This window comes from Rhizobium sp. A22-96 (assembly GCF_053521805.1).
The window spans coordinates 120,636-145,629 of the sequence record NZ_JBNWDQ010000002.1; the positions used below are offsets into that span (position 1 = coordinate 120,636).

Consider the following 24,994-nt stretch of genomic DNA (forward strand, 5'->3'; position numbering starts at 1 on the left):
CCGCGTCGAGGGCTAGACGCTTAAACGCAAAAGGGCGGCCAATCGGCCGCCCTTTGTTTTTCTGCCAACTCGAACTTAGATCTGAGCCGTACGCGACTTGGTGGTCGTATCCAGCGCCTTCTGCGTTGCCGCGTCGCGGTCGTAGACGTCGTTGAAGTACTGGATGACGCCATCCTTGTTCGGCCAGGCGGTGAAGTAAGCGATGTAGATCGGGAACTTCTGCGGCACAGCGACAGCCTTGTTCTGGCCGGCGGCGATCTGCTTGGCGACGTCATCGACCGTGGTGTTCAGAACAGCAGCGGCCATGGCGCGCGGATCGGCCAGACGGACGCAACCGTGGCTGAGGGCGCGCATATCCTTCTTGAAGAAGCTCTTCTGCGGCGTGTCATGCATGTAGATCGCATGAGAGTTCGGGAAGAGGATCTTCAACTCGCCAAGAGCATTGTCGCTGCTCGGCGGCTGGCGCACGGCGATGTTCTTGGTCGAGCCGTACCAGTCGACGCTGGACGATGCCACGGCCTGACCACCGACTTCGACCTGATAACCCATGCGATCGAGATAGTTCGGATCGGCGCGCAGCTTCGGCAGCATCTCATTGATGATGATCGACTGCGGAACGCCCCAGAACGGATTGAACTCGACGGTCTGGATCTGGTTTTCGAAGAAGAATGTCTGATGCTGCTTGCCGCCGACGACGACGCGCATCGACAGCTGTTCCTGGTTGTTATTGTAGTAATATACCATGAAAGCCGGCTGGTTGATCAGCACGTAGCGCGGTCCAAGTTCGGGCGGCAACCAACGCAGCTGCTCCATGGCGATAACAAGCTTCTGGATCTTGGTGTCGTTGTTCTCGCCGACCATGGCGCGAACCGAAGACGGACCGATGACGCCATCCGACGTCAGGCCCTTTTCTTTCTGGAAGTCTTCGACCAGAGAAACGAGGTCCGGCGTGTAATCGGGCGTGCCGAGATAGGAAGCGAGAACGTCGGCATGCGCCGTCTTCAGCGCATCAGATCCACGATGCTGGATCGCCTTGACGATATTGGCCATTTCCGGCGAGCTGCCGCCCGGCTTCAGGGTGCCGGTCAAGGAAACGGTGATAGCGCTGCCATCGGCACCGGATTCGGCGCGCAGCTTGGCAAGCTCTGCCTTGAGCAGCGTGAACTGCTGGTTGGACGGGCTGCGGCTGTTGAGATAGGCGGCAACATCAGGGCTTGCGCGTAGCACGTCGAGCATGGCTGTCAGGTTGACATCCTTGCGCTTGAAATCGTGGTAGCCGGAGATCTTGTTCGGGTCGAGACGGCCACGGACCGTATCCTGGACGAACATCAGCACCTTGGTGGAAAGCGCCAGTTCGAACTGCATCAGCGCGCGGTCGCGCAACACAGGATCGACATCCGCCGCATCGGCCGCCGGAGGCGTTACGGCATAGTCTGCTGGGTTGAGACCGACAGAACCGGCGTCAGCAAGAACACCAAGGGCTGCCTTTGCCTTGTCGCTAACGGCATGATCGGCAACCCAGAGAAGCGGTTTGCTCTGATCCGCGTAGTAAGCCTCGACGGCCTTGGCCACGTCATTGGTCGCCATAACCCGCGCATCCGACAGATAGCGGCGCTGCGAACCTTCGGTATCGACCGGAGTTGGCGTAGGCGACGCATCCGCGACGGCGCCGGTTACCACCGGATCGGCAAAATGCGAGGTCGACACAAGACGCATCGAGTCGGCCTTGTAAGTATAGTATTTCGGCGCATCGACCTTCGGCAGCGGCTGCTTGGCCTGCGGAGGCTGATCGGAGTTCAGCGTCTGCGCCGGATTGACGGGAACCGGAGCCGATACCTGCGTGCTCTGCTGACGCCCCTGCCCACCACGGATAAAATCCATGAGGGTCATGGCACTCGCCGACGTCGCGCCGACTGCGGAAAGGCAACAGGAAAGAGCCAGGACGGATGCTGTGGCTTTGGCTGCAAGTTTCATTCTCTAATCAGTCCCTGTATCGTGCGATAACTTCGAGCCAGACGGCGCCGTTTCAACTGGGCCGCGATGTCGTAGACATCGTATACCCTTTACTATGAAAACAGCGAGACCCGCCTTTCGTTCAGTGTCTCAACTTCACGTTACGAAGCGAAGACGTGCTCCGTGATTCAATTCACACAAAATTATGAAATTATTGGTTAATCTTTTATTGAAATTTCCCGAGCTTTTTAAGCGCCGGAAAATTCATCTTCGAGAATATATGAGCGGCGTGTCAAAAAGGGCACGCCCTGGGGCGGATTAAAAACATGATTTTTATAATCATGAAATTCCGCTTTGCTGTTTTCATGGGCGCCATTCGGGCCTATATGGCTGCTATCTATTTCCATAGAAGGCAGGATCAGGAACATGACTTCCACCCGCACCGAAACCGATACCTTCGGCCCGATCGAAGTTGCCAGCGACCGCTATTGGGGCGCACAGGCGCAACGCTCGCTCGGCAATTTCAAGATCGGCTGGGAAAAGCAGCCGCTGTCGGTCATACGCGCCCTCGGTATCGTCAAGCAGGCAGCCGCACGCGCCAACACGGAGCTTGGGCAGCTGGACCCGGCGCTCGGCAAGACCATCGAGGCAGCGGCGCAGGAAGTCATCGACGGCAAGCTCAACGACCATTTTCCGCTTGTCGTGTGGCAGACTGGCTCCGGCACGCAATCGAACATGAATGCCAATGAAGTGATCTCGAACCGCGCGATCGAAATGCTCGGCGGCGTCATGGGCTCAAAGAAGCCGGTCCATCCGAATGATCACGTCAACATGAGCCAGTCGTCGAACGACACCTATCCGACGGCCATGCACATCGCCTGCGCCGAGCAGATCGTCCACCATCTGCTTCCGTCGCTGCGGCATCTGCACGCGGCCCTGGAAAAGAAGGTCGCGGATTTCGCCCATATCATCAAGATCGGCCGCACCCATACGCAGGATGCAACGCCGCTGACGCTCGGCCAGGAGTTTTCCGGCTATGCAGCGCAGGTCGCCTCTTCGATCAAGCGCATCGAACTGACGCTGCCGGGTCTTTGCGAACTCGCCCAGGGCGGCACCGCAGTCGGCACCGGCCTCAACGCGCCGATCGGTTTTGCCGAAAAGGTCGCGGATGAGATTGCCAAGATTACAGGCCTGCCCTTTGTCACCGCGCCGAACAAGTTCGAGGCGCTCGCCGCGCATGATTCGATGGTCTTCAGCCATGGCGCGATCAATGCCGCGGCGGCAGCGCTCTTCAAGATCGCCAATGACATCCGCCTGCTCGGTTCGGGCCCGCGCTCCGGCCTTGGCGAACTGGCCCTGCCGGAAAACGAACCGGGCTCGTCGATCATGCCGGGCAAGGTCAACCCGACCCAATGCGAGGCGATGACGCAGGTCTGCATCCATATCTTCGGCAACAATGCCGCGCTGACCTTCGCCGACAGCCAGGGCCACTTCGAACTCAACGTCTACAATCCAATGATGGCCTACAATTTCCTGCAGTCGGTGCAGCTGCTCGGAGACGCAGCCGTCTCCTTCACCGACAATTGCGTCGTCGGCATCGAGGCCCGCGAAGACAATATCAAGGCCGGCCTCGAACGCTCGCTGATGCTGGTGACCGCGCTCGCGCCGAAGATCGGCTACGATAGCGCCGCCAAGATCGCCAAGACAGCCCACAAGAATGGCACGACGCTGAAGGAAGAAGCTCTCGCAAGCGGGCTGGTGTCTTCAGAAGAATATGACGCCATCGTCCGGCCGGAAACGATGATCGGCCCAAAGTAGGATTGAATGAACAGGGGCAGGCATCTCCCGATATTTGCGGGGTGCCTGCCTGATCGGCCGCTTCTAACGGGCGTCTACCGTGGCCGGCTTATGCGTCCCGGGGGCAATAGCCCTTCTCTCTTGCTTCGGCGAAACCATGTCGCTCGCCGTGATCACGGTCGCCGGATCGATGCTCGCCAAAATTTCCTTGTGAAACGCATGCTTCAGGTAACCGCCGTGGATAGCACCGAAAATGCCAATGCCCGCGATAAGCGCCGCAACTGCCAGCGGCGAAATGTGGTGATGCTGATTGTGGGAGATATCCATGATCTCAATCCCTGGTTCCGGGCTCTCCAGGCCCATTCGCCCTGCCCTCGTTAGATCAAATGTGCGCCCTTCCAATCGTTTCTTGAAGTCGGGACTTTCAGCACCGATTGTCTACGTCGCGTTGACAATCCACCGCTTGAAATCCGGAGGCGCTTTTCAGCCGATTGCTTTTGAGACGAGCCGGATTTAGATCGTTTCCAAATATCTTCCTCCGCCATCCGGCTTGAAAGGTTTTCCAAATGGCTGACGATCTATTTCCCCTCGGGGAAGACGCCACTCCCTATCGAAAGATTTCCGGCGATTATGTTTCCGTCGACACGTTCAAGGGTCAGGACATCCTGACTGTCGATCCGGAAGGCATCCGCCTGCTCGCCGAGACGGCTTTCGCCGATATCAATCACCTGCTGCGGCCCGGCCACCTGAAGCAATTGGCGTCCATCCTCGATGATCCCGAGGCGACCGACAACGATCGGTTCGTGGCCTATGACCTGCTGAAGAATGCCAATATCGCCGCCGGCGGCGTGCTCCCCATGTGCCAGGACACCGGCACGGCAATCATCATGGGCAAGAAGGGCCGCCGCGTCTGGACCGAAGGCGGCGACAGCAGTGCGCTGGCCAAGGGCGTGCTAGACGCCTACGAGAAGAAGAATCTGCGCTATTCGCAGCTCGCGCCGATCAAGATGTTCGAGGAAAAGAACACCAAGAACAACCTGCCGGCGCAGATTGACATTTATGAGGAAGGCACCGACGCCTACGAGTTCCTCTTCGTCGCCAAGGGCGGCGGTTCGGCCAACAAGACCTTTCTCTACCAGGGCACCCCGTCGCTTCTGACGCATGACCGCATGCTGGATTTCCTGAAGGAGAAGATCCTCACGCTCGGCACGGCGGCCTGTCCGCCCTACCATCTGGCGATCGTCATCGGCGGCACGTCGGCGGAGATGAACCTGAAAACCGTCAAGCTCGCCTCGACACGATATCTCGACTGTCTTCCCACGGAGGGCTCCGAAAGCGGGCATGCCTTCCGGGATATCGAAATGGAAAAGGAAATCCACAAGCTGACGCAGAGCCTCGGCGTCGGCGCGCAGTTCGGTGGCAAGTATTTCTGCCACGACGTCCGCGTCATCCGCCTACCCCGCCACGGCGCCTCGCTGCCGATCGGACTTGGCGTTTCCTGTTCCGCCGACCGTCAAGCCAAGGGTAAGATAACCCGCGACGGTATCTTTATCGAGCAGCTCGAAACGGATCCGTCGAAATACATGCCCGAGATCGACGAGGCCAAGCTTTCCGAATCGATGGTTCGCATCGACCTCAACAGGCCGATGGCTGAAATCCTCGCCGAGCTGTCACAGCATCCGGTCAAGACGCGCCTATCCTTGACTGGTACCATCATCGTGGCTCGCGACCTGGCGCATGCGAAAATCCGTGAGCGCCTGGAAAACGGCGAAGGCATGCCCGATTATCTGAAGAACCATCCGGTCTATTATGCAGGCCCGGCAAAGACGCCGGCAGGCTACGCTTCCGGTTCCTTCGGGCCGACGACGGCGGGCCGTATGGACAGCTATGTCGATCAGTTTCAGTCGTTCGGCGGCTCGATGATCATGCTCGCCAAGGGCAACCGCTCACGCGCGGTGCGCGAAGCCTGCAAGACATATCGCGGCTTCTATCTCGGCTCGATCGGCGGCCCGGCTGCCCGCCTTGCGCAAGACTGCATTAAGAAGGTCGAGGTACTCGAATATCCCGAACTCGGCATGGAGGCCGTCTGGAAGATCGAGGTGGAAGATTTCCCGGCCTTCATCGTCATAGACGACAAGGGAAATGACTTCTTCCAGGAGCTCAACCTGGGGTGATGACAGTTCCCTTAGCCGACTTTGAAGAAGGCGCCGGCGGCGCCTTCGTATGTAAAACATGCTTTAATTGTAAAACTTTTGAATAAAACTTTAGTGATCAATATCTATTCATAATCATCTTCTTAAGATTTTTCAAAGAATCTTGGTGTAACTAAAAAATGGGTTCAACCAATACATGTTACGGAGCTCACCGATGAGTACGGCGATTGCGCCAAAGGCGCAAATTCCCGACGTGGCAGGGCAGATCACCTACGCCATGCGATCCATGGGGATCGCACCTATTCCGCGCAACTATGAGCTTTTCTATGAGGCCTATATCGGTTCGAATCCTGCCCTGACCCGCGAACTGGCTGCCCTTGGCAACAGTGCGACGCAGGAGGAATTGGACACCATCGGCGCCAAGTACTTTCCACAGCATGCGGGCCGTGTTTTCGACGATGCCCACGCCCGGCTGACCGTTGAGCTGGACGGTGTCCTGCGCGCATTGAAGCAGGAGCAGACGACGCTCGAGAGCTACAATCGGCTTCTGGGCGAAACCTGCGAGCGCATGAGTTCCCGAAGCCATAACAGCGCCGACCTGTTGCGCAACGCGATCGACATGTTGACTGCGGCGACCGGCGATACGATGGCACAGGGCGAAAAGATCGTCGAGAACGTGGTGCAGCACAGCCAGGAAATGGATCAGGTCCGCAAGGAACTGGATGAATACAAGCGTATCGCCAATACGGATGCTCTGACGCGGCTTTCCAACCGCCGCGCCTTCGAGGATCGCTTGATCTCCATTTTCGACAATCAACTGACCCGCCCGACGACGGCGCTCGTGCTGGCCGATATCGATCATTTCAAGAGGATCAACGACACCTACGGCCACCCCGTCGGCGACAAGATCCTTGCCACCGTTGCCTCGATTATCCGCGCCAACGTCCGGCGCGAGGTCTTCGTCGCCCGTGTCGGCGGCGAAGAATTCGCACTGATCCTGGAAGGCGTCACGGCGGAGGAAGTCACGACGGTTTGCGAGCGCATCCGCCACTCCCTGGAGACGACGCCGTTCAAGAATTCGCGCACACGGGTCGATTACGGGCCCGTTACCATTTCGCTCGGCATCTGCATGGCATCGGAGACCGCGGATTCCGGCGAACTGTATAACAAGGCGGATCTCGCGCTTTATTGCGCCAAGAATGCCGGTCGCAACTGCTGGAATGTCTATCAGGAAAGCATGCAGAAAGACTTCACCAAAAGTTGGCTCATCTACAAGAACTAGAAGTGCAGCCAACCAACCGCCGGCGCAGCTTCCCAGGCAGCCCGGCGGTTCTGTTTATCGAAGCGCCTTATCTACCAGAGAGTCTTGGCGGCCCGCGCAGGCCACTCCCGATCATAGGCCTCCTGATCAAAATCACCCTTCGCTGCTTTCAGCATCATGCCGGGCGTCGGCAGGCTCACCGGATCGACGAAACGCTCGGCATTCCAGAGCTCGGCCCGCATCACCGCCCGCGCGCATTGGAAATAAACCTCATCAATCGTGATCACCACGACGCAACGCGGGTGCTTTCCATCCATCTCAAAACCATCAAGCAGGCCGGGCTCGATGGAGACCACCGCGCGACCGTTGAGCCGCATCGTCGTATTCGATCCGGGAACCAGGAACATCAGCGCCACGCGTGGATCCCGCACGATGTTCTCAAGCGAGTCGACACGATTATTGCCCCGCCAATCCGGAAGATGCAGCGTCCGTTCATCGGCGACACGGACGACGCCGCCAAGGTCACCGCGCGGCGAACAATCCAACCCCTCAGGCCCCACTGTTGCCAATGCCATGAACGGCGAAGCTTCGATCATTCGTCGGTATAGCGGTGTCAGCACCTGCGTCACCTTGGTGATCGACGCCTCGCCGACATGACCGTAAAGTTCTCTCAATTCCTCGACTGAAGTAACGATGCGCATGCTGCCTCGCGTTCATTATGCGGCGCCTTGCCAACAATCCGGCGCAGCACACGCCTCGTTACGAGGACCGCCGAGCCAGGGGACGATAAAAGGATAGCACCGTCCCATCGCCAGTTTCGAGAGGTTTTTCTGCAATGACAGCTTCCGAAAGAAAGGTATCGATCGCCTCGAATACCGGCGCAGCACTGACGATGCGCCGATGGCCGAAGCCGTTGGCCCAGACGAGGCGAACATGCTCTCCCTGCGCGGCATAGGCACGGGCATGATCGGCACTCACTTCCTTGTCGTCCTCGGCATGGATGACAAGAACCGGCCGGTCCGGATCGAGCATGGCGTGCCGCTCGTCATAGGCGGTAAGCGCCCTGCCCGTCACACGCCCGACCTCGGCCTCCAGCGCATGTTGCGTCTGCGGCTGAAGGTGCATCAAGCGGCCGAAATCCTTGAACAGCCATCCCATGGCACTGGGCGCTCCGATCAGCACCAGCTTCTTCGTCTCGATAGGATCGATGCCCGGCAGGAAGCCCGCAGAGGCAAGCGCCAGCGAAGCACCGCCGAAGGAATGCCCGATCGCGGCATCAAGGACACCGAAGCGCTCTGACGCGGCTGCTATAGCCGTAACCGCAAGGCGTATATTGAGGAAGCGGCCGGTGGAGCGGCCGTGTCCGGGAAGATCGAGCGAGATCACCTCAGCCCCGGTTCCGGCAAGAAAAGCCGTCAGCTCGGACATGTACTCGCTGCTGGAACCCCAGCCATGGACGACGAGGTAGCGCTTGCGCGGCCCCTTGGCGCCGCCGTTGAAGCGATAGGCCATGGCGCGTCCGCCGGGAAAGGGCAGCATGAACTGTTCTGCTACCGCAAGACGTTCCCGGCCCTCCATATAGGCGGCCGTGGCCTTGGCACCACGCGGCCGCCGCGACGGAGTGAGACAGAAAAGCCTGAAGCCAGCCTTGCCGGCGAGCTTCGGCGAAAGCCTGCCGAGGCCGGAGAGGCTCGACCGGGTGACCTTGAGCGCAAAGGATGGCATAGTGGGAATCCAATAATGTTCAACTATGAACAATAAAGTACAACGATGAACAAAAATCAATCCCTTCCCTGGGACCATCCGCGTTTTCGAAGCTGGATCGCCGTGGCGCGCGCCTGCCAGCTGATGCAGCAATCGCTCGGACGCGCCCTGGCGCCTCTCGACATCAAGCCGCCGCATCTCGATATTCTCGTCAATCTCTTTCGTTTCGAAGGCATTTCCCAGCAGGAACTTGCCCGCAAGCTGCTGGTCGGCCGCTCCAACATGAGCATGCTGTTGCCGCAAATGGAGAGCCGCGGCTTGATCGAGCGCCGTGGCGACAAGCAGGACAAGCGCGTTCTTCGCCTCTATTTGACCGAGGCAGGCCGCCGCGTCACCGAGGAAGCCATGACCATCCAGACGGCGCTTATCGATCGCATGCTGTCACAGGCGCCCGTCGAGGAATGCGAACTCATGACCGTGCATATGGAGCGAATCGTCAGCCTGCTGATGCAGGACGAGAGCGAACCACTGGAGACGGTCGGCGATCAGTGATCCCCGGCCGAACGCGCCGACGGGACAACCCGTGTCAGAGAAGCAAACTCCCAGATCGCCACGACGACGAGCACTGCCGCCGCGAGAATGCCAAGCTGGTAGACCACCACCATCGGCAAGGTAAGAAGCAGCAAGGCCAGTCCGATAAGACCGACCGCATGCGACAGCGGCGGACGCCCGGTCGTTGCGCCCTTGAACCAGAGGTTTCCGATCAAAAACACGGCCGGACCGCCAAGAATGGCGGCAGCGGCATGGATATCGGCCCGGTCATGCGGGTGCGCAAACAGAAATTCGTCGCCGACGACACTCAGGATGATGCCGGCGAGGATAGGGATATGCGCATAGGTGAAGGCCTGCCGCGCCAGGCTGCCGGGCGTATCGTCATGCTCGATGCGATGAGCCGCCCGCTCGTGCCCGAACTGGAAGTAGATCCACCACAGCGCAACGGTACCGACGAAAGTCGTGATGAACACCGCAATGATTAGGGGCGTAACCGGCTGTTCCGCAAAGGTCTTGCCTGCCTGCAGGACGGCTTCGCCAAGGCAAATGATGATGAACAAAGCGCAGCGTTCGGCAAGATGCGCGCCCGATACATCCCAATCCGCCGTGGTCGACTTGCCAAGACCGGGAACACGAAATCCAAGGGCAGGCGCGGCATATTCGATCACGAGCGCCGCCAGCCAGAGCACTATCCGCATCTCGCCTTCCATCAGCGCGCCGGCAATCCAGAAGATCCCTGAGAATACGAGCCAGCTAGTGATGCGAAGGAAGTTGCGGTGATTGGCCGGGCTGACGTCCCTAAGGGCATAGACCATAAACAGGGAGCGCCCAACCTGCATGAAGACATAGGCACCGGCAAAGAAAATCGCCTTCTCGCCAAAAGCCTCGGGAATCGCGGCGGATAGAATAAGCCCGGCAAACATCAGAACGAACAGCATGATGCGCACCGGCATGCGATCCGGGTCCAGCCAATTCGTCACCCAGGCGGTAAAGACCCACACCCACCATACGGCAAAGATCAGCATGATCGCTTCGAGGCCACCCAAGAGCGTGAAGTGCTCCGCCAAGGTGTGGGCAAGCTGTGAAATCGAAAAGACGAATACCAGATCGAAAAACAGCTCGACGAAGGAGACCTTGCTCTCGTTCTTGCTGCCCTTGGCGCGAAGCCAGCTTTCCCTACCCCCAAGGATCATGCCTGCGCCCCTTCTCAGGTCGTTGATGCCAATATCAGTGAGACCTTCCGGCCGTGTCGCGCGTGAGACCCTTTTCCTTCAATTCCGCTTCATAGGCCGCGAAAAGTTCATGGCCCTTCTGGCCGAGTTCGCGCAGATAGGTCCAGGTGAAAATGCCGGTATCGTGCATATCGTCGAAGCCGATGCGCACGGCATAATTGCCTGTCGGCGTCATCGACATGATGCCGACATTGCGCTTGCCCGGCACGGTGACCTTCTGCCCCGGCCCGTGTCCCTGGACTTCGGCGGAGGGTGACAAGACCCGCAGCATCTCGGCCGGCAAATCGAAACTCGTGCCGTCGTCAAAGCTCACCACCAGATGGCGGCGGTCCTTTGATACCTTCAATTCTGTCGGCCAGACGTCGCTCATCGGCTTTTCCATGTCGTTCAATGCTCGTTTCGAGGATTATGCTGCCATTCGTTCACGCGCAAGTGCAATCAAAATGCATTTGCCTTGACGCAACAATCGCCTATGCACACATTAGCAGTGCAACGGAGGTTCGTGTGAACAGCATAGTCGGTACCATAGGCAACGCATCAGCGCTGCAGGCGGATGCGTCCCCCATGATCGACCCCTTCGGGAGAGCCGTCAGCTACCTGCGTGTTTCGGTCACCGATCGCTGCGATTTCCGCTGCACCTATTGCATGGCGGAACACATGACCTTCCTGCCGAAGAAGGATCTGTTGACACTCGAAGAGCTCAACCGGCTCTGTTCCGCCTTCATCGCCAAGGGCGTTCGCAAGATCAGGCTTACCGGTGGCGAACCTCTGGTGCGCAAGAATATCATGTTTCTGGTCCGCGAACTCGGCAAGCGCGTGCAGGACGGCGCGCTCGACGAATTGACGCTGACGACGAACGGTTCGCAGCTCGCCCGCCATGCCGATGAGCTCTATGATTGCGGCGTGCGGCGTATCAACGTCTCGCTTGATACGCTCGACCCCGACAAATTCCGGGCCATTACACGCTGGGGTGATTTCGCCAAGGTGATGGAAGGCATCGACGCCGCACAAAGGGCCGGCCTGAAAATCAAGCTCAACGCCGTCGCCCTCAAGGATTTCAACGAAACGGAAATCCCCGAGCTGATGCGCTTTGCTCACGGCAAAGGCATGGACCTTACCGTTATCGAAACGATGCCGATGGGCGAGATCGAAGAGGACCGCACGGATCAGTATCTGCCGCTCTCCAAGCTGCGCAGCGATCTCGAGCGCCAGTTCACGCTAAGCGATATTCCCTACAAGACCGGCGGCCCGGCCCGCTACGTCACGGTAGCTGAAACCGGCGGCCGGCTCGGCTTCATCACGCCAATGACGCATAATTTCTGCGAGAGCTGCAATCGCGTACGCCTCACCTGCACCGGCACGCTTTACATGTGTCTCGGACAGAACGACGCGGCTGACCTGCGCACGGCTCTGCGCGCGACCGAAGATGACGCTCTCCTTTACGCCGCGATTGACGAAGCCATCACCCGCAAGCCGAAAGGCCACGACTTCATCATCGATCGCACTCACAATCGCCCGGCTGTCGCGCGCCACATGAGCGTCACCGGCGGCTGATCAACATCGAGAAAATCAGATGCAGCTTGAGCTCATTCGCAATGCGACGCTGAAGATCAACTATGCCGGCCATGTGCTGCTGATCGATCCCTATTTCGCGCCACGCCACAGCTTGCCATCCTTTACCGGCCGCTCTCCCAACCCGATGACGGAACTGCCTCGCTCCATCGACGGTATTCTCCAGGAAGTCGAACTGGTGATCGTGTCGCATCTGCATACCGATCACTTCGATACGGTTGCGAAAGAGCGTGTATCAAAAACCCTGCCGCTCCTCTGCCAACCCGGCGACGAAGGCTCCATCCGCGAATCCGAATTCACTGATGTCACGCCTCTGCTCGAGGCCACGGTCTGGCAGGGAATAACGATCACGCCGCGGCAAGGCAGCCATGGCCTCGGCCCGGTCGTCGAGAAAATGGGACATGTCATCGGCTTCACGCTGGAGGCCGCCGGCGAACCCACTGTCTATTGGGCCGGCGATACCGTGCTTTACCCGCCGGTCGCCGACACGATCGGGCAGGTCTCGCCCGACATCATCATCACCCATTCCTGCGGCGCGCGCTGGGACGGCGATCTGATCGTCATGGATGCCGAGCAGACGGTCGCGGTCAGCCGCCTTGCCCCGCAAGCAATCGTCGTCGCGACCCATATGGAAGCGCTCGACCACGCGACGATCACGCGGCAGGATCTTCGCCAGGCAGCAGACGCGGCGGGTATCGATCCCTCACGCCTGCTGATCCCCGCCGATGGCGAAACGCTCCACTTGAGCCGATGATCTGCCCGGCCCAAGGCAAGCGCCACTAGAGCATTTCCAGGAAAAGTGCACAGCGGTTTTCCGTCCGGAAATGCGTAAAAACAAAGAGATAGAGCGCTTTCGCGATTCGAAGAAAAGCGAAAGGGCTCTAGCGAGCCGCAAAGCGCTTCTTAGCCTCTTCCGTTGCCGGCATATACAGCGAAACCGCGGTTCCCTCGGGATCGCGGAACTGGAAGGTCTTGTTGCCCCAGGGCATCGTCTTCAGCCCCTGAACAAGCGAAACCTTGTCCTTCAGTCGTTCGTATTCGGCATCGATATCCTCGACCTGGAATTCGATAAAGGCGGTGCGATTGGCGCCAGGTTCGGCGCTGCCCTCTTTCCAAAGCGCCACGGTTTCGACAGCGCCGATCGCCAATGTCGCCCCCGACGTCTCGATCTCGGCAAAGACCGGGGCGAGCCATTTGGCCTGGAACCCGGTCACCATTTCATAAAAGGCAACCATGGTATTGATATCAGCGGCAATGAGACGGATGGAGGCGAGCTTCATAGCGGGTCCTTTCGATGGAGGGCAAAGCCTTCTGCGGCTTCGAAGACCTTCTTGTCGCACAGCCCTGCTGCCACCATACTGTCAGCAGGAGTAAGTATGCGATGCGCCGTGCCGACCGACTGTTTCAGATCATCCAGATTCTGCGCCGATCAACCCGGCCTGTGACGGCCAAGGCGCTGGCAGCGGAACTGGAAGTTTCGAAGCGCACTGTTTATCGCGACGTCGCCGACCTGATCGGCCAGCGGGTTCCCATCGAAGGCGAAGCAGGGCTCGGCTACGTGCTCGCCACCAGCTACGACATGCCGCCGCTGATGTTGGCGCCCGACGAACTGGAGGCGGTGGTGCTGGGCGCGCAGTGGGTCGCGGGCCATTCCGACAAGGCGCTTGCCAATGCGGCGCGCGATGTGGTCGCGAAGATCGCCGCCGTCGTCCCCGAGCGCCTGCGTCTCTTCATCCTCGAGCCGACCGTCGGCGCAAGACCGACTTTCGGCAAGCCGGAAGAGCGTGTCGATGCCTCGCTGCTCAGATCGGCAATCCGCAACGGTGTGAAACTGCGGCTCCGCTACAGCTCCGAGGCGAGCGACGAGACCGAGCGAACCGTGTGGCCTGTGATCCTCGGCTATGCCGAGACGAGCAGCCTCTTGGTCGCCTGGTGTGAACTGCGACAGGGTTTCCGGCATTTCCGCACCGACCGGATCATTGGGGCCGAGATACTCGAAGAACCCATCGGCTTGCGCTCGGGTGAATTGCGTCGCCGCTGGCAGCGTTGGCGCGAAGAGCAGGTTCGGAAATCCCCGGGATTGCTATGACCTCAGCCTGAAGGCACGTGCCGCGCCATAGCTCAATCCATTAAATGACAACCAGAAATGAAAAGCGCCGGACCAATGGCCCGGCGCTTTCAAACATTTATGCTTATTTCCTAATATTTTGCTTTAGGCGGCGCGATAGCGAGCCTCGGTGGCATTGTAATCTTCGTACCCCACATCGCCCTCGCCTGTGCGGAACCGATCAATCTTCTCGGAAAGCGTATCGACGCGCTGACGCAGACCATGGATCTCGGCGTTGTTCTCCTCGACCATTGCTGCGTTTCGCTGTGTAATCAATTCCACTTCGGCGACGGCACGGGTCACTTCCTCGATGCCGGTCGACTGTTCCGATGTCGCAGAAGAAATGTCCGAGACGAGCCTCTGAACGCCGGTAACGTGGCTGATGATCTCCGCCAGCGCGGCGCCGGTCTGCTCTACCAGTCGGACACCGTTCTGCACCTGGGTGGAGCTTGCCGAGATCAACCCCTTGATTTCCTTTGCCGCATTGGCACAGCGCTGCGCCAGCTCGCGCACTTCCTGTGCCACGACGGCAAAGCCGCGACCCGCCTCGCCGGCACGCGCCGCCTCGACGCCTGCGTTCAATGCAAGAAGATTGGTCTGGAAAGCGATCTCGTCGATGACGCCGATAATGGTGGCGATCTTTTCGGACGAGCGATTGATCTCGCTCATGGCACCGACAGCCTTGGCAACCACTTCGCCGGACTGGGTCGCATAGGCCTGCGTCTCGTTGACCGAAGTCGCCGTCTGCCGTGCGCGGTCTGCCGTCGAGCGGACAACGTCGCTCAGACGATGCAGCGCCCGCGAGCTTTCCTCGAGAGCGGCCGCCTGTTGCTCCGTGCGCCGCGCCAGATCATCAGCCGACATGGCGAGGTTGCCGGTGCCGCCCTTGATCTCCTCAGCGGTATAGCGAACATCCGTCAGCGTCTCGCGCAGCGCCTCGATGGCGTGATTGTAGGTGAAGGCCATTTCAACGAAGTCGGCCGAAAGGTCTTCCCGCATGCTTTCTTCCAGATTGCCGTCGGCAAGCTTCGAGAGAACATCGGCCAGCGCATTCAGGGCCTGCTTCTGCTCGGCCTCGATACGGGCACGCTCGGCGGCGCGGCGCGAGGCCTCTTCCGCTGACAGAGCACGGGCGCTCTCCGCTTCGCGTTCCAGCCGAACGTTTTCCAGCGCAGCATCGCGGAAGACGCTGACTGAGCGCACCATGTCGCCGATCTCGTCGCCGCGATTGCGTCCATCGATCGCCACGTCCAGATCGCCGCTCGCAAGCCGCGTCATGACCTCTGACACCCGCTTCAGCGGTCCGCGCAGGGTTTCCACCAGCATCAGGCCGCCGACGATGGCGAGCAGCGTGCCGAGGATCATCGCGATCACGGAGACATTGGCCGAGCGCTCGCTGTCTTCCTTGCCGATTTCCTGTGCCTGGGCGACAAAGCTGCGAAGCGACGTCATAGCATCGGCCAGCAGGGCGTTGGACTGGACGCGCGTCGTTTTCCAATCGGCTGCCGTCTGCAACAAGTCGGCCGAACCGTTGGTAAGGCCATCGATCAGCGGCTGCACATGAGCGGCAAAATCACGCATGGTGGCATTGGTTTGCCCGAGCGCGGAGATCTTCGCGGCTGCGACCTGCAGATCCTTGAGATCAGCCATCACGGGTTCGCGCGAAGCAGCATCACGAACATTCTCCATGCGCGAGGCATGCAGTGTCAGGCGATCAACGATGCCCAGAGCCTCGTCGACATGGTCGAGAAGCTCTTTCTGACCGTCGATGATCTTATCCAGGCTGACGAAACGATCGGCGGCAGTATCGCTGTTCTTGGCCGATTGCAGCGTCATCTCGCCTTCGATCTTCACGAAGCTCTGCAGGATCGGCCCCATCGCCTCGACCTTCTGGTCGGGCGTACCGGAGCTTTTCAGGACGGCATCGAGCTTGTCGGCGGCATCGGAGGCATTGCTGACGAGCGCCGCGCCGCGCTTGGAGACCAGAGCCTTCGATACCGTCACCTGCTTCAAGATAGCGTCGGCATAGGTCCGCGCATCGGAAATCTCTTCAGTCGAGTCGGCTGCCATCTGCACCTGGATGCGCAGATTGCTCATCTTTTCCGACAGGCCCTTATAGGCCGCTGCGTCGTAGAGCAGCTCCTTGGCGAAGGTTTCCTTGTCGCTGAAATCCTTGCGGATGATATCGATCTGCTTGCCGGCGGCCTTGCCCGTGGCTTCGATGTTCTGCACAGCCTTGCGGATTGTCTCGACGTCGCTGTCCTGCTTCTGCCGGATGGACCATAGCGTCGCTTCTTGCGTGCGCATCTTGGCGGCGAGTTCGGCGACGGTAGTGATCTTGTCGCGCTGGTCATCGCTCAGCAGCCCGCTCAGGCGGTGTACGCCCTGCTCCTGCGCATCGATCTTGTCTGCGAGCGCCTGGCGCGTTTCCTCCGACGGCCCAGCTGTGAATTCCTGAAGGGCAGCCTGCAGATTTTCAAAATCGCTGATGTTTTCGATCGTCGCGCGCGTCACGGTCATGTGACCGTTCAAAATATTGGCCGTGTGATAGCCGACCAGGCCGACACCGGCGATAAGAACCACCAAGGGCACCACAAAGATGAGAACCTTGGTGACAATCCGGCGGCTTTGCAAAAGACGATCAATGAAAAACATGCGGCGCCCCAAATGGATCTAATAAGTATCCGGCGATGGCGGGACGGTCATTCCTGCTGCGCTACCGTAGATGCTTCTGCCTCATGCAAAACCTCCGCGACCCTCCAGAAATAAGATTGAATAAGCATTAATCGGGGCAGCAAAAGCCGGCCGGACAGGCAAAAATCTACAACCGGTGCTTTATATCACCACCAAAACGCGAAAAATGCTCACCCGCAACAACTCTGCTGCGTTGCACAATCGAATTCGCTCGACGGCGGATGACAAGCGATTCCAATTTGCTTGAAACGGCGCTACTCCAGAACTGTATATCCGGGGACTCATCTATATCAATGCAATTGACCAAGAACACGCAGGGTGCGCTTTTGATGGCCGCATCCATGGCCGGCTTCTCCTGCAGCGATGCGCTGTCGAAAGCGATCGTCGCTTCCATGAATGCCGGGCAGATCATCTTCATCCGCGGCCTGTTCACAGCATTCATTGTCTATCTGCTGGCGCGCAGGATGGGAGCGCTGCGATCCTGGAAGGTCATACTGCAACCGATGATCGCCTTGCGCATCGCGTGCGAGGCAATAGCGGCCGCCACGTACATAACTGCTCTTGGCATGATGCCGATCGCCAATGCTTCCGCCATTCAGCAGGCCGTGCCGCTGGCAGTGACACTCGGGGCAATGATATTTCTGAAGGAACCTGTGGGCTGGCGGCGTTGGTCGGCGATTTTGGTTGGCTTCATCGGCGTGCTGATCATCATCCGCCCTGGACCAGACGGCTTTACCCTAGCTGCACTGCTGGTGACGGCCTGCATGTTTGCCACCGCCGCCCGCGATCTGGCGACACGCTGCATCGACAAGAATGTCCCCTCGCTGATGGTGACGGTGTGCACCGCGATTTCGATTTCCGTCTTTGGTGCGCTGTGCATCGTTCCACTCGGCGGCTGGCAGCCAGTAGGCATGACGTCGCTCCTGCAGATCTTGCTGGCATCCGTTCTCGTGCTCATCGGCTATCAGGCTGTTATCCTCGCCATGCGCACCGGCGAGATTTCCTTCGTCGCGCCGTTTCGCTATCTGAGCCTTATCTGGTCCTCCCTGCTCGGCTTGATCGTCTTCGGCGAGATGCCAGATAGCTGGGCCATCATCGGCGCCGCAATTGTCATTGCTTCCGGCATCTATACATTCTACCGGGAAAACAAACGGCGAGCTGCCGAGCGCGTTGCGCAGGAAGCAGAACCGCGCATTCCCGCTTGAGGTCGTTGCCATGTCCGGCTTCATTGCCAATACCGAAATTGTACCCGTTGTCCTGCTCGCCGGGGGCAGATCGAGCCGCATGGGCTCGAACAAGGCTTTTGCTTCGCTCGGCGGCGCAAGCCTTCTGTCACGTGTCGCCGGACGGTTCTCTGAGCAAGGGAATCATCCTGTCGCACTCAATGCGGATGCCGATTGGCCTGACGCTTTGGGCTTGAGGCTGGTTCCCGACAGAATTCCTGGAAAACTCGGTCCTCTCGCAGGTGTGCTCGCGGCCATGCAGGATACGGTTCTGCACTATCCGGAGCCCTCGCACGTCGCGACCGTGCCGATAGACAGCCCTTTCTTCCCGCTCGATCTGATCGAGCGGCTGGCGGATGCCATCCAAGACCGCGATGAAATTGCAGTCGCCACATCGCTCGGCCGCGATCACCCCGTTTTCAGTCTTTGGCCCGTATCGGCCGCCACCGATCTTGAAAGCTGGATCGTGACCGACAGGAAACGGCGGGTCAGCGATTTTCTCGCCCGCTACGAGGTCCGCCGAGTGAATTTTACCGCGATTGAAACGTCAATCGGTCCTCTTGATCCGTTTTTCAACGTCAATACGCCTGATGATCTGGCCGACGCGGAAAAATGGCTGGCAGCGCTGGAAACCAAGGCATGACAAAATCCCGCCCGAAAATCTTCGGTATTGCTGGCTGGAAGAACTCCGGCAAGACCGGTCTTGCTGTCCGCCTGGTCACCGAATTTACCCGGCGCGGCTACCGGATCTCCACGATCAAGCACGCACACCATGATTTCGACATCGACAAGGTCGGTGCCGACAGCTTCCGTCATCGCGAAGCCGGAGCACACGAGGTCACCATCGTCTCGGGCACACGTTACGCCATCATGCACGAATTGCGCGGTGCGCCGGAGCCTAGTTTTGAGGAAATACTGGCGCGCCTCGCCCCCTGCGACCTCGTGCTGATCGAGGGCTACAAGCGGGAACCGATCCCCAAGGTCGAGGCGCGGCGACTAGAAGCCGCCAAACGCGAGCCACTTGCCCCGCAAGACCAGCATATCGTTGCCATCGCTGCCGATCACGCCGTGGAAGATGCCGGCTCGCTTCCCGTCTTCGATCTCAACGACACGCTGGCGATCGCGGATTTCATTGCGGCTACTGTCGGTCTTCATAAGCCGGCAAAATAAAAAGGCCGCCGGCTTCCCGGCGGCCTCCATTCCTGTGTCGGCGAATGCTTACCGGTTGGAGGCAACCGGGCGCACCAGCGGCGTGATGCGCCGGATGGTGACACGGCGGTTTTCCTGCGACGGACCAGTCGTATTCACCTTCAGATATTGCTCGCCATAGCCCTGGGTGACCAGGTTTTCAGCCGGGATACCATAGACATCGCTAAGGACATTGGCGACCGATTCCGCACGCTGGTCCGACAGGATCAGGTTGCTCTGGGCTGAGCCCACGGCATCCGTGTGACCTTCGATGAGGAAGGTTTCGGTCGGATCACGCTTGACGATTTTCGATATGCCGTCGGCAACACCACGCAAAGTGCTGGCCTGCGACATCGGAATATCGGCGCTGCCCGTCGCAAAGGTGATCGTATCAAGGTCGATACGACGGATCTTGTCACGGATACGAGCCGAGTAACGGACTTCGTTGACCGAGTAGATCCGCTCGACCGGTTCGACGGGCGGCTCGCGCAGGAAGTCGTAATAATCAGTGTTACGGTTGGATGCCGTGTCGATGATGTACTGGCTCAGAGGAATGAGCAGGCGCATCGGCGGCAGGCGGTCGCCCGGATCGCGGAAATAGTCGTCATGATCCGGCTGATCTTCCAGTTCCGGAGAGTAGAAGAGCACATATTCGCGGCCACGGGCATCGATGCGCGAGCGCTGGATGATGTCGCCATAGCGGTTGCGAATGGTGACAATGCGATCGCCGTCGGGCCGATCGATCGTTTCGCGATAGCGATCCCGCGGCAGTTGCTCGTAGCTCGGACGCTCACCATCGCGAACGAAGCGATCACTGTCATCGTGGCGCACGACATAGGTGTTGTCGACGTTGATGACGGTACGATTGTCCTGATTGATGATGGTCTGGATCGTGTTTCCCTGCGGTGGCACGAAATCCGGCCGACGATCGATCCGGCGGCCCTGCTCGCTCGTTACCGCCTCAATTTTGACGGGCGGTTGCGGCTGGCCACCGGCTGGTACGCGCTGCGCGTCCGCGTCGGAGGTCGGCGGCTTCGTATAGGCGGGCGGCGGTTGCTGAGCCGGGTTGTTCTGCGCCTGGCCATTCTGGCCCTGACCTGCCTTCCCATGGTCACCCTGGGCACCAGGAGCGGCCGGATTCTGTCCGCCGTTCAGATGCTCTCCGCGACGAACCGCATCCTTCTGGCTGTCCAGAACGGCGCTGCCGTTTTCGACGGGAAGGATGACCGGGCCGCTGGCAGAACCCGGATTCTCGGCGATCTTCTTGCGCCGTTCCAGTTCCTGTGGCGAAACCTGCTCGGCCGGCGGCACCTGAATCTCGCCTGCGTGCTGGCCGGTACCATTTGCCGGTGCCGGTGTTACCGTACCCGGAGCGGCGGTCTCGGCGCCGTTGGTTGGCTGCTGCTTGCCGGGTTGCGGCGTTGCCTGATTTTCAGGTTGAGCCGGCTGACCCTGCGGCTCGCCCTTTGTGGCCGGCTGCTGCGGATTGGCTGAAGGCTGTTCGCCCTGCTGCTGATTCTGCGGCTGCTTGCCATGCGTCTTGTCGCCCGGCTTCTGCCCCTGCTCCGTGCCGGGCGTTGCCGGGGTACCCGGCTGGGTTTCCGGCTGAGCCTGCGTTTCCGGCTGGGCCTTTTGGCCCTTCGATGGCTGGCCGGCAGGCGTCTGCGGCTGTTCGGCCGGCTGCTGCGCCGGCGTCTCGGGCTGGCCCTGCTTCTTCGGATGAGCATTCTGTTCAGGCTGAGCCTGCTTTGCCGGTTCCTGCTGAGTTTGCGGTTCGGCGGTAGCAGGGGCTTCCTTCTGAGCGGGCGCGGGCTGCTGAGCCTTCGGTGCCGGCTTGGCCTTTGGCTCAGGCTTTGCTTCCGGTTGCGCCTCAGCGGCAGGCTGCTGCTCTACCTTCGGCTGCGGCGCCTCGGCGGGCTGCTTTGCCTCGGGCTGCTTGCCCTTCTGCTTCGGCTGCGGTGCTTCGGGCTCTGCCTCGGGAGCCGTCGCCTTTGGCTGCGGCTTTGCTTCGGGCTGGGCCTTCGGCTGCTGTTCTTCCGCCGGCTGCTGTTGCTTCTTAGGCGCGGGCGCTTCGGCAGCCGGCTCCTTGGCTTGCGGCTTCGGCTGCTCCTGGGCAGGCTGCTCTCGCTGCGCCTTCGGAGGCTGAGCTTCCGGCTGTTCCTTTGGCGGCTTCTGCTGCTGCTCGCCTTCAGGCTCGGCCTGCTTCATCTGATGCTTCGGCTCTTCGGGCTTCTGACCTTCGGGCTTCTGGCCCTGCTCGCCCTCGCCAGGCTTCTTGTGCTTGAGTTGCTCTTCTTCCGGTTGGGCCGCCGGAGCTTCCTGCTGGGCCACTTCGAAACTTGCGGTGGCAGCCGTCGCTCCGGTGATTCCGTTGTTCAGCGGCGCGATGGGCTGCTCGCGCAGTGCCGCAGCAGCCGCCGGCTCGAATACGAGCGAAAATGAAAGCAGCGGAAATGCGGCGCTGGCAAATAGTCTGGATCGCTTACCCATATGGGGTCTCCTCTTATGATCTTTGTCTGCCGAATTGCGAATCTCAGCGGTCAAGGCGATGCCTCACGATCCGGGCCATTTTTCGGTTCTCGTGAGGCTGAATCGCGGCAGGCCGCTATATGTTCCCAAACTATTAGGCAGCTGCAATTAACCCTGGCTGAATACACCGGACTGCTTCCGTTCAGATTCCCCCGCCACCCGTTCGGGTTGCTGCCCGATCGCGGGGCAACGATAGCCTTCGTAATTCCAGTTGCAATTTGCGAAAAAAAAGTACGAATATCGCCGCAAGGCGGGTCACCGACCCGCTCCACTCGAGCCGGACGCCAATCAACAATAATGAGCTGCCGGCCACCAACAGAGAGGATCAATATGCGCATCTCCACTCGTCTTTTTGCCGCTGCATCCTTCGCCGCGATGTCGCTCCTCGCCGGCGCGGCTCTTGCCGATGGCGACACGATCGTGTTCGGCACGGACGCGACCTATCCGCCCTTCGAATCACTTGAAGCGGGCGGCAAATTCGTTGGCTTCGATATCGATATAGCCAATGCGCTTTGCGACAATATGAAGGTCAAGTGCAGCTTCGTGAATCAGGATTTCGACGGCATCATTCCGGCCCTGCAGGCCAAGAAGTTCGACGCGGTCATCTCCTCCATGTCGATCACGCCGGAACGCGAGAAGATCGTCGACTTCACCAACAAGATCTACAACACGCCGCCGGCAATCGCCGTTCCGAAGGACTCCACCATTAAGGAAGCCACCGACGAAGCCCTGAAGGGCAAGTCCATCGGCGCCCAGTCCTCCACGACGCACGCCAACTATGCGACTGTCCACCTGAAGGACGCCGAACTGAAGCTCTATCCGTCGGCTGACGAATACAAGCTCGACCTCGGCAATGGCCGCATCGATGCTGCGATCGACGACGTTGTCGTGTTGTCGGAATGGGTGAAGTCTGACGCCGGCAGCTGCTGCAAGATGCTCGGCACGCTGAAAATCGACCCGGTCGTCAACGGCGCCGGCGCAGGTATCGCTATCCGCAAGGGCGATGCAGCGCTCAAAGACAAGCTGAACGCCGCAATCGCAGCGATCCGTGCCGACGGCACCTACAAGAAGATCCAGGACAAATACTTCGATTTCGACGTTTACGGCGACTGATCGCCCGTCGATTCCTTGGGAAAAGACGACGGCGGAAGCTTGCTCTTCCGCCGTTTTTGTTTGACAACGAAAAGAATATAAGCAGAAACGCGGCAAAAGCCGCTAGGGGAAATACAGCATGAGCGGACTGTTTTCCGCCCTTGGTTCCTTGTGGACCTGGTTGAGTACAATTTTCGACCCGTTGTGTGGTCCGGCCGGATTGTTCACAGTGTTCGGCCAGAATACGGTGCTCGCCTGTGGCGATGCGGGCTGGGGCGATGAACTGGCCGGCGGCCTGAAGGTCACAATCGCCGTCGCAGTGCTGACGCTACCGCTCGGTTTGATCATCGGCTTCTTTGTCGCCCTCGCGCAGCAATCGGAAGAAAAGTCGCTGCGGCTCGCCGCCGGTGTCTTCACCACCATTTTCCGCGGCCTGCCCGAGCTGCTGACGCTCTTTATCATTTACTACGGCCTGCAGATCCTGCTGCAATCCTTTCTTGCCAAATTCGGCTACGATGGTCCGATCGAGATCAACGCCTTTGCCGCCGGCATGGTCGCCTTGGCGATCGTCTTCTCGGCCTACTGCTCGGAAGTGCTGCTGTCCGCCTTCAAGGCAATTCCAAAGGGCCAGTACGAAGCAGGCGACGCGCTCGGCTTCCACCGCGTGCGCACGATGCGACTGATCATCCTGCCCCAGCTTGTTCGCATCTCCCTGCCGAACCTCGGAAATCTCTGGATGAACCTCTTGAAGGATACATCCTACGTCTCGATCATCGGCCTCGCCGATATCATCAGACAGACGGGTATCGCCGTGCGTTCCACAAAGTTGCCCTTCACCTTTTACTCAATCGCTTGCCTCTTCTATCTGACATTGGCCGTCATCTCCTCGATCGGCCTCTTCTATCTCGATCGATGGGCCAAACGCGCGGAGGTTCGTCGATGAGCCATGCCGAAGTCCTGATTGCGGCGCAACCGGCGCCGCCCAAGACAGCCAGGAAAATCTCCAAGTCCCGCATCGCCGGCTATTTCTTTCTGACCCTCTGGTCCGTTCTCGGCATCGCGCTATTGGCGATGATCGTGACCGGTTGGGATGTCGATAAGCTTCAGACCTACGGGCCGAGACTCGTTCATGGTCTCTGGATCACCGTCAAACTGGTCGCTGTGTCCTTTATTCTTGGTGCGATCCTGTCGCTGCCGCTCGCCTACACCCGCATGTCGAGCAACAAGATCCTGAGCACGCTGACCTACTGCTATGTCTATCTGTTCCGCGGCACGCCGCTGCTGGCGCAGATATTCATGGTCTACTACGGTTTCCCGAGCTTCCGTTGGTTCTTCGAGGATATCGGCATGTGGTGGTTCTTCAAGGATCCATTCTATTGCGGCGTCTTCGCCATGACCTTGAATACGGCCGCCTATCAGACGGAAATCGTCCGTGGTGCCATCCAAAGCGTGCCGAGAGGTCAAAGCGAGGCCGCCAGCTCTCTCGGCATCCATACATGGATCACCTTCCGCAAGATCATCATCCCTCAGGCGCTCATCGTAGCCCTGCGCCCTTACGGCAACGAGATCATCCTGCTGATCAAGAGTTCGGCGACTGTGTCGATTATCACGGTCTATGATCTCATGGGCGAGACGCGCTACGCATTTTCGCGAACCTATGACTATCAGATCTATTTGTGGGCAGCGATCTTCTACCTTATCATCGTCGAACTCATGCGAAACGGCTGGGCGCGGATGGAAGGTCAGCTGACACGCCACCTCAAGCGCTGACGGCAAGGACGGGCGCATGCCTCCCTTGCTGGCAGCACTCATCTGTTGACGCTGCTAACACATTGATTTTTGTGAAGAAAATTTCTTTTGCGACACTTTTGTAAAGCTTGGGTTTACCATGAGCTGTTTCCATATGTGTGTGACGGTGAGTCACGACCAAGAATGGG

The 24,994-nt window shown here is 59.4% G+C and carries 23 protein-coding genes; 13 read left to right on the plus strand and 10 right to left on the minus strand.

Translation table 11 applies throughout. The features are described 5' to 3' along the window. Positions 1-75 precede the first annotated feature (75 nt). On the minus strand, positions 76-1,974 hold the full coding sequence (locus ACQZ6F_RS07040) for a L,D-transpeptidase family protein (protein ID WP_449092311.1): 1,899 nt from the start codon (positions 1,972-1,974) through the stop codon (positions 76-78). Between the two features lie 227 nt (positions 1,975-2,201). Then, a complete protein-coding gene (locus tag ACQZ6F_RS07045) occupies positions 2,202-2,381 on the minus strand; it encodes a hypothetical protein (RefSeq protein WP_449092310.1) in 180 nt (59 codons plus the stop codon). Between ACQZ6F_RS07045 and fumC the strand changes: the two genes are divergently transcribed. Then, the gene (gene fumC / locus ACQZ6F_RS07050) at positions 2,380-3,771 is read left to right on the plus strand and encodes a class II fumarate hydratase (protein ID WP_449092309.1); all 1,392 of its coding nucleotides are present in this window, start codon (positions 2,380-2,382) and stop codon (positions 3,769-3,771) included. The genes ACQZ6F_RS07045 and fumC overlap by 2 nt on opposite strands. Positions 3,772-3,834: 63 nt before the next feature. On the opposite strand, the gene ACQZ6F_RS07055 is transcribed toward fumC, so the two are convergent. Beyond that, on the minus strand, positions 3,835-4,077 hold the full coding sequence (locus tag ACQZ6F_RS07055; protein WP_449092308.1) for a hypothetical protein: 243 nt from the start codon (positions 4,075-4,077) through the stop codon (positions 3,835-3,837). A gap of 239 nt (positions 4,078-4,316) precedes the next feature. On the opposite strand from ACQZ6F_RS07055, the gene ACQZ6F_RS07060 reads away from it, so the two are divergent. After that, positions 4,317-5,924, plus strand: coding sequence for a fumarate hydratase (locus ACQZ6F_RS07060; RefSeq protein ID WP_449092307.1), 1,608 nt, complete (start codon positions 4,317-4,319; stop codon positions 5,922-5,924). A 193-nt stretch (positions 5,925-6,117) separates the two neighbouring features. Next, the gene (locus ACQZ6F_RS07065) at positions 6,118-7,185 is read left to right on the plus strand and encodes a GGDEF domain-containing protein (RefSeq protein WP_449092306.1); all 1,068 of its coding nucleotides are present in this window, start codon (positions 6,118-6,120) and stop codon (positions 7,183-7,185) included. 71 nt (positions 7,186-7,256) lie between these two features. Here the strand turns inward: ACQZ6F_RS07065 and ACQZ6F_RS07070 are convergent, their stop codons facing one another. Then, entirely contained in the window at positions 7,257-7,865 is a 609-nt protein-coding gene (locus ACQZ6F_RS07070) for a pyridoxamine 5'-phosphate oxidase family protein (RefSeq protein WP_449092305.1), read from the minus strand. 58 nt (positions 7,866-7,923) lie between these two features. After that, positions 7,924-8,889, minus strand: a complete 966-nt coding sequence (locus ACQZ6F_RS07075) for an alpha/beta fold hydrolase (protein ID WP_449092304.1) — start codon at positions 8,887-8,889, stop codon at positions 7,924-7,926. Between the two features lie 45 nt (positions 8,890-8,934). Here ACQZ6F_RS07075 and ACQZ6F_RS07080 point away from each other — a divergent pair, with 45 nt between their 5' ends. Then, on the plus strand, positions 8,935-9,420 hold the full coding sequence (locus tag ACQZ6F_RS07080; protein WP_068387442.1) for a MarR family winged helix-turn-helix transcriptional regulator: 486 nt from the start codon (positions 8,935-8,937) through the stop codon (positions 9,418-9,420). Here the strand turns inward: ACQZ6F_RS07080 and ACQZ6F_RS07085 are convergent. Next, the gene (locus ACQZ6F_RS07085; protein ID WP_449092303.1) at positions 9,414-10,613 is read right to left on the minus strand and encodes a low temperature requirement protein A; all 1,200 of its coding nucleotides are present in this window, start codon (positions 10,611-10,613) and stop codon (positions 9,414-9,416) included. The genes ACQZ6F_RS07080 and ACQZ6F_RS07085 overlap by 7 nt on opposite strands. A gap of 34 nt (positions 10,614-10,647) precedes the next feature. Next, on the minus strand, positions 10,648-11,022 hold the full coding sequence (locus tag ACQZ6F_RS07090; RefSeq protein WP_068388023.1) for a gamma-butyrobetaine hydroxylase family protein: 375 nt from the start codon (positions 11,020-11,022) through the stop codon (positions 10,648-10,650). 134 nt (positions 11,023-11,156) lie between these two features. Here ACQZ6F_RS07090 and moaA point away from each other — a divergent pair, with 134 nt between their 5' ends. Next, on the plus strand, positions 11,157-12,206 hold the full coding sequence (moaA, locus tag ACQZ6F_RS07095; RefSeq protein WP_449092302.1) for a GTP 3',8-cyclase MoaA: 1,050 nt from the start codon (positions 11,157-11,159) through the stop codon (positions 12,204-12,206). 19 nt (positions 12,207-12,225) lie between these two features. Continuing rightward, positions 12,226-12,978: an MBL fold metallo-hydrolase gene (locus ACQZ6F_RS07100; protein WP_449092301.1), complete on the plus strand. Its 753-nt coding sequence runs from the start codon at positions 12,226-12,228 to the stop codon at positions 12,976-12,978. A 127-nt stretch (positions 12,979-13,105) separates the two neighbouring features. Here ACQZ6F_RS07100 and ACQZ6F_RS07105 read toward each other — a convergent pair whose 3' ends face one another. Continuing rightward, positions 13,106-13,504 (minus strand): VOC family protein, encoded by a 399-nt coding sequence (locus tag ACQZ6F_RS07105; RefSeq protein WP_449092300.1) that lies wholly within the window; start codon positions 13,502-13,504, stop codon positions 13,106-13,108. A gap of 101 nt (positions 13,505-13,605) precedes the next feature. Between ACQZ6F_RS07105 and ACQZ6F_RS07110 the strand changes: the two genes are divergently transcribed. Further along, complete coding sequence (locus ACQZ6F_RS07110; RefSeq protein WP_449092299.1) at positions 13,606-14,313, plus strand: helix-turn-helix transcriptional regulator; 708 nt, start codon at positions 13,606-13,608, stop codon at positions 14,311-14,313. A 123-nt stretch (positions 14,314-14,436) separates the two neighbouring features. Here the strand turns inward: ACQZ6F_RS07110 and ACQZ6F_RS07115 are convergent, their stop codons facing one another. Continuing rightward, positions 14,437-16,986 (minus strand): methyl-accepting chemotaxis protein, encoded by a 2,550-nt coding sequence (locus tag ACQZ6F_RS07115; RefSeq protein ID WP_077468784.1) that lies wholly within the window; start codon positions 16,984-16,986, stop codon positions 14,437-14,439. 332 nt (positions 16,987-17,318) lie between these two features. Between ACQZ6F_RS07115 and ACQZ6F_RS07120 the strand changes: the two genes are divergently transcribed. Genes ACQZ6F_RS07120 through mobB form a run of 3 tightly spaced genes read left to right on the plus strand, consistent with a single transcriptional unit; the run spans position 17,319 to position 19,418 of the window. Further along, a complete protein-coding gene (locus ACQZ6F_RS07120; protein ID WP_449092298.1) occupies positions 17,319-18,230 on the plus strand; it encodes a DMT family transporter in 912 nt (303 codons plus the stop codon). Between the two features lie 10 nt (positions 18,231-18,240). Then, the gene (mobA, locus tag ACQZ6F_RS07125) at positions 18,241-18,891 is read left to right on the plus strand and encodes a molybdenum cofactor guanylyltransferase MobA (RefSeq protein WP_449092297.1); all 651 of its coding nucleotides are present in this window, start codon (positions 18,241-18,243) and stop codon (positions 18,889-18,891) included. Next, entirely contained in the window at positions 18,888-19,418 is a 531-nt protein-coding gene (mobB, locus tag ACQZ6F_RS07130; protein WP_449092296.1) for a molybdopterin-guanine dinucleotide biosynthesis protein B, read from the plus strand. Before mobA ends, mobB begins: the two co-directional genes overlap by 4 nt. Positions 19,419-19,466: 48 nt before the next feature. Here mobB and ACQZ6F_RS07135 read toward each other — a convergent pair whose 3' ends face one another. Next, the gene (locus ACQZ6F_RS07135; protein ID WP_449092295.1) at positions 19,467-21,926 is read right to left on the minus strand and encodes an OmpA family protein; all 2,460 of its coding nucleotides are present in this window, start codon (positions 21,924-21,926) and stop codon (positions 19,467-19,469) included. A 369-nt stretch (positions 21,927-22,295) separates the two neighbouring features. Between ACQZ6F_RS07135 and ACQZ6F_RS07140 the strand changes: the two genes are divergently transcribed. The 3 genes from ACQZ6F_RS07140 to ACQZ6F_RS07150 all read left to right on the plus strand — a co-directional run bounded on the left by ACQZ6F_RS07140 (position 22,296) and on the right by ACQZ6F_RS07150 (position 24,827). Next, positions 22,296-23,078 (plus strand): transporter substrate-binding domain-containing protein, encoded by a 783-nt coding sequence (locus tag ACQZ6F_RS07140; protein WP_449092294.1) that lies wholly within the window; start codon positions 22,296-22,298, stop codon positions 23,076-23,078. Positions 23,079-23,196: 118 nt separating this feature from the next. Then, complete coding sequence (locus tag ACQZ6F_RS07145) at positions 23,197-24,000, plus strand: ABC transporter permease (protein ID WP_449092293.1); 804 nt, start codon at positions 23,197-23,199, stop codon at positions 23,998-24,000. Continuing rightward, positions 23,997-24,827: an ABC transporter permease gene (locus ACQZ6F_RS07150; RefSeq protein WP_449092292.1), complete on the plus strand. Its 831-nt coding sequence runs from the start codon at positions 23,997-23,999 to the stop codon at positions 24,825-24,827. The genes ACQZ6F_RS07145 and ACQZ6F_RS07150 overlap by 4 nt, the downstream gene beginning before the upstream one ends. The last annotated feature ends 167 nt before the right edge of the window (positions 24,828-24,994 follow it).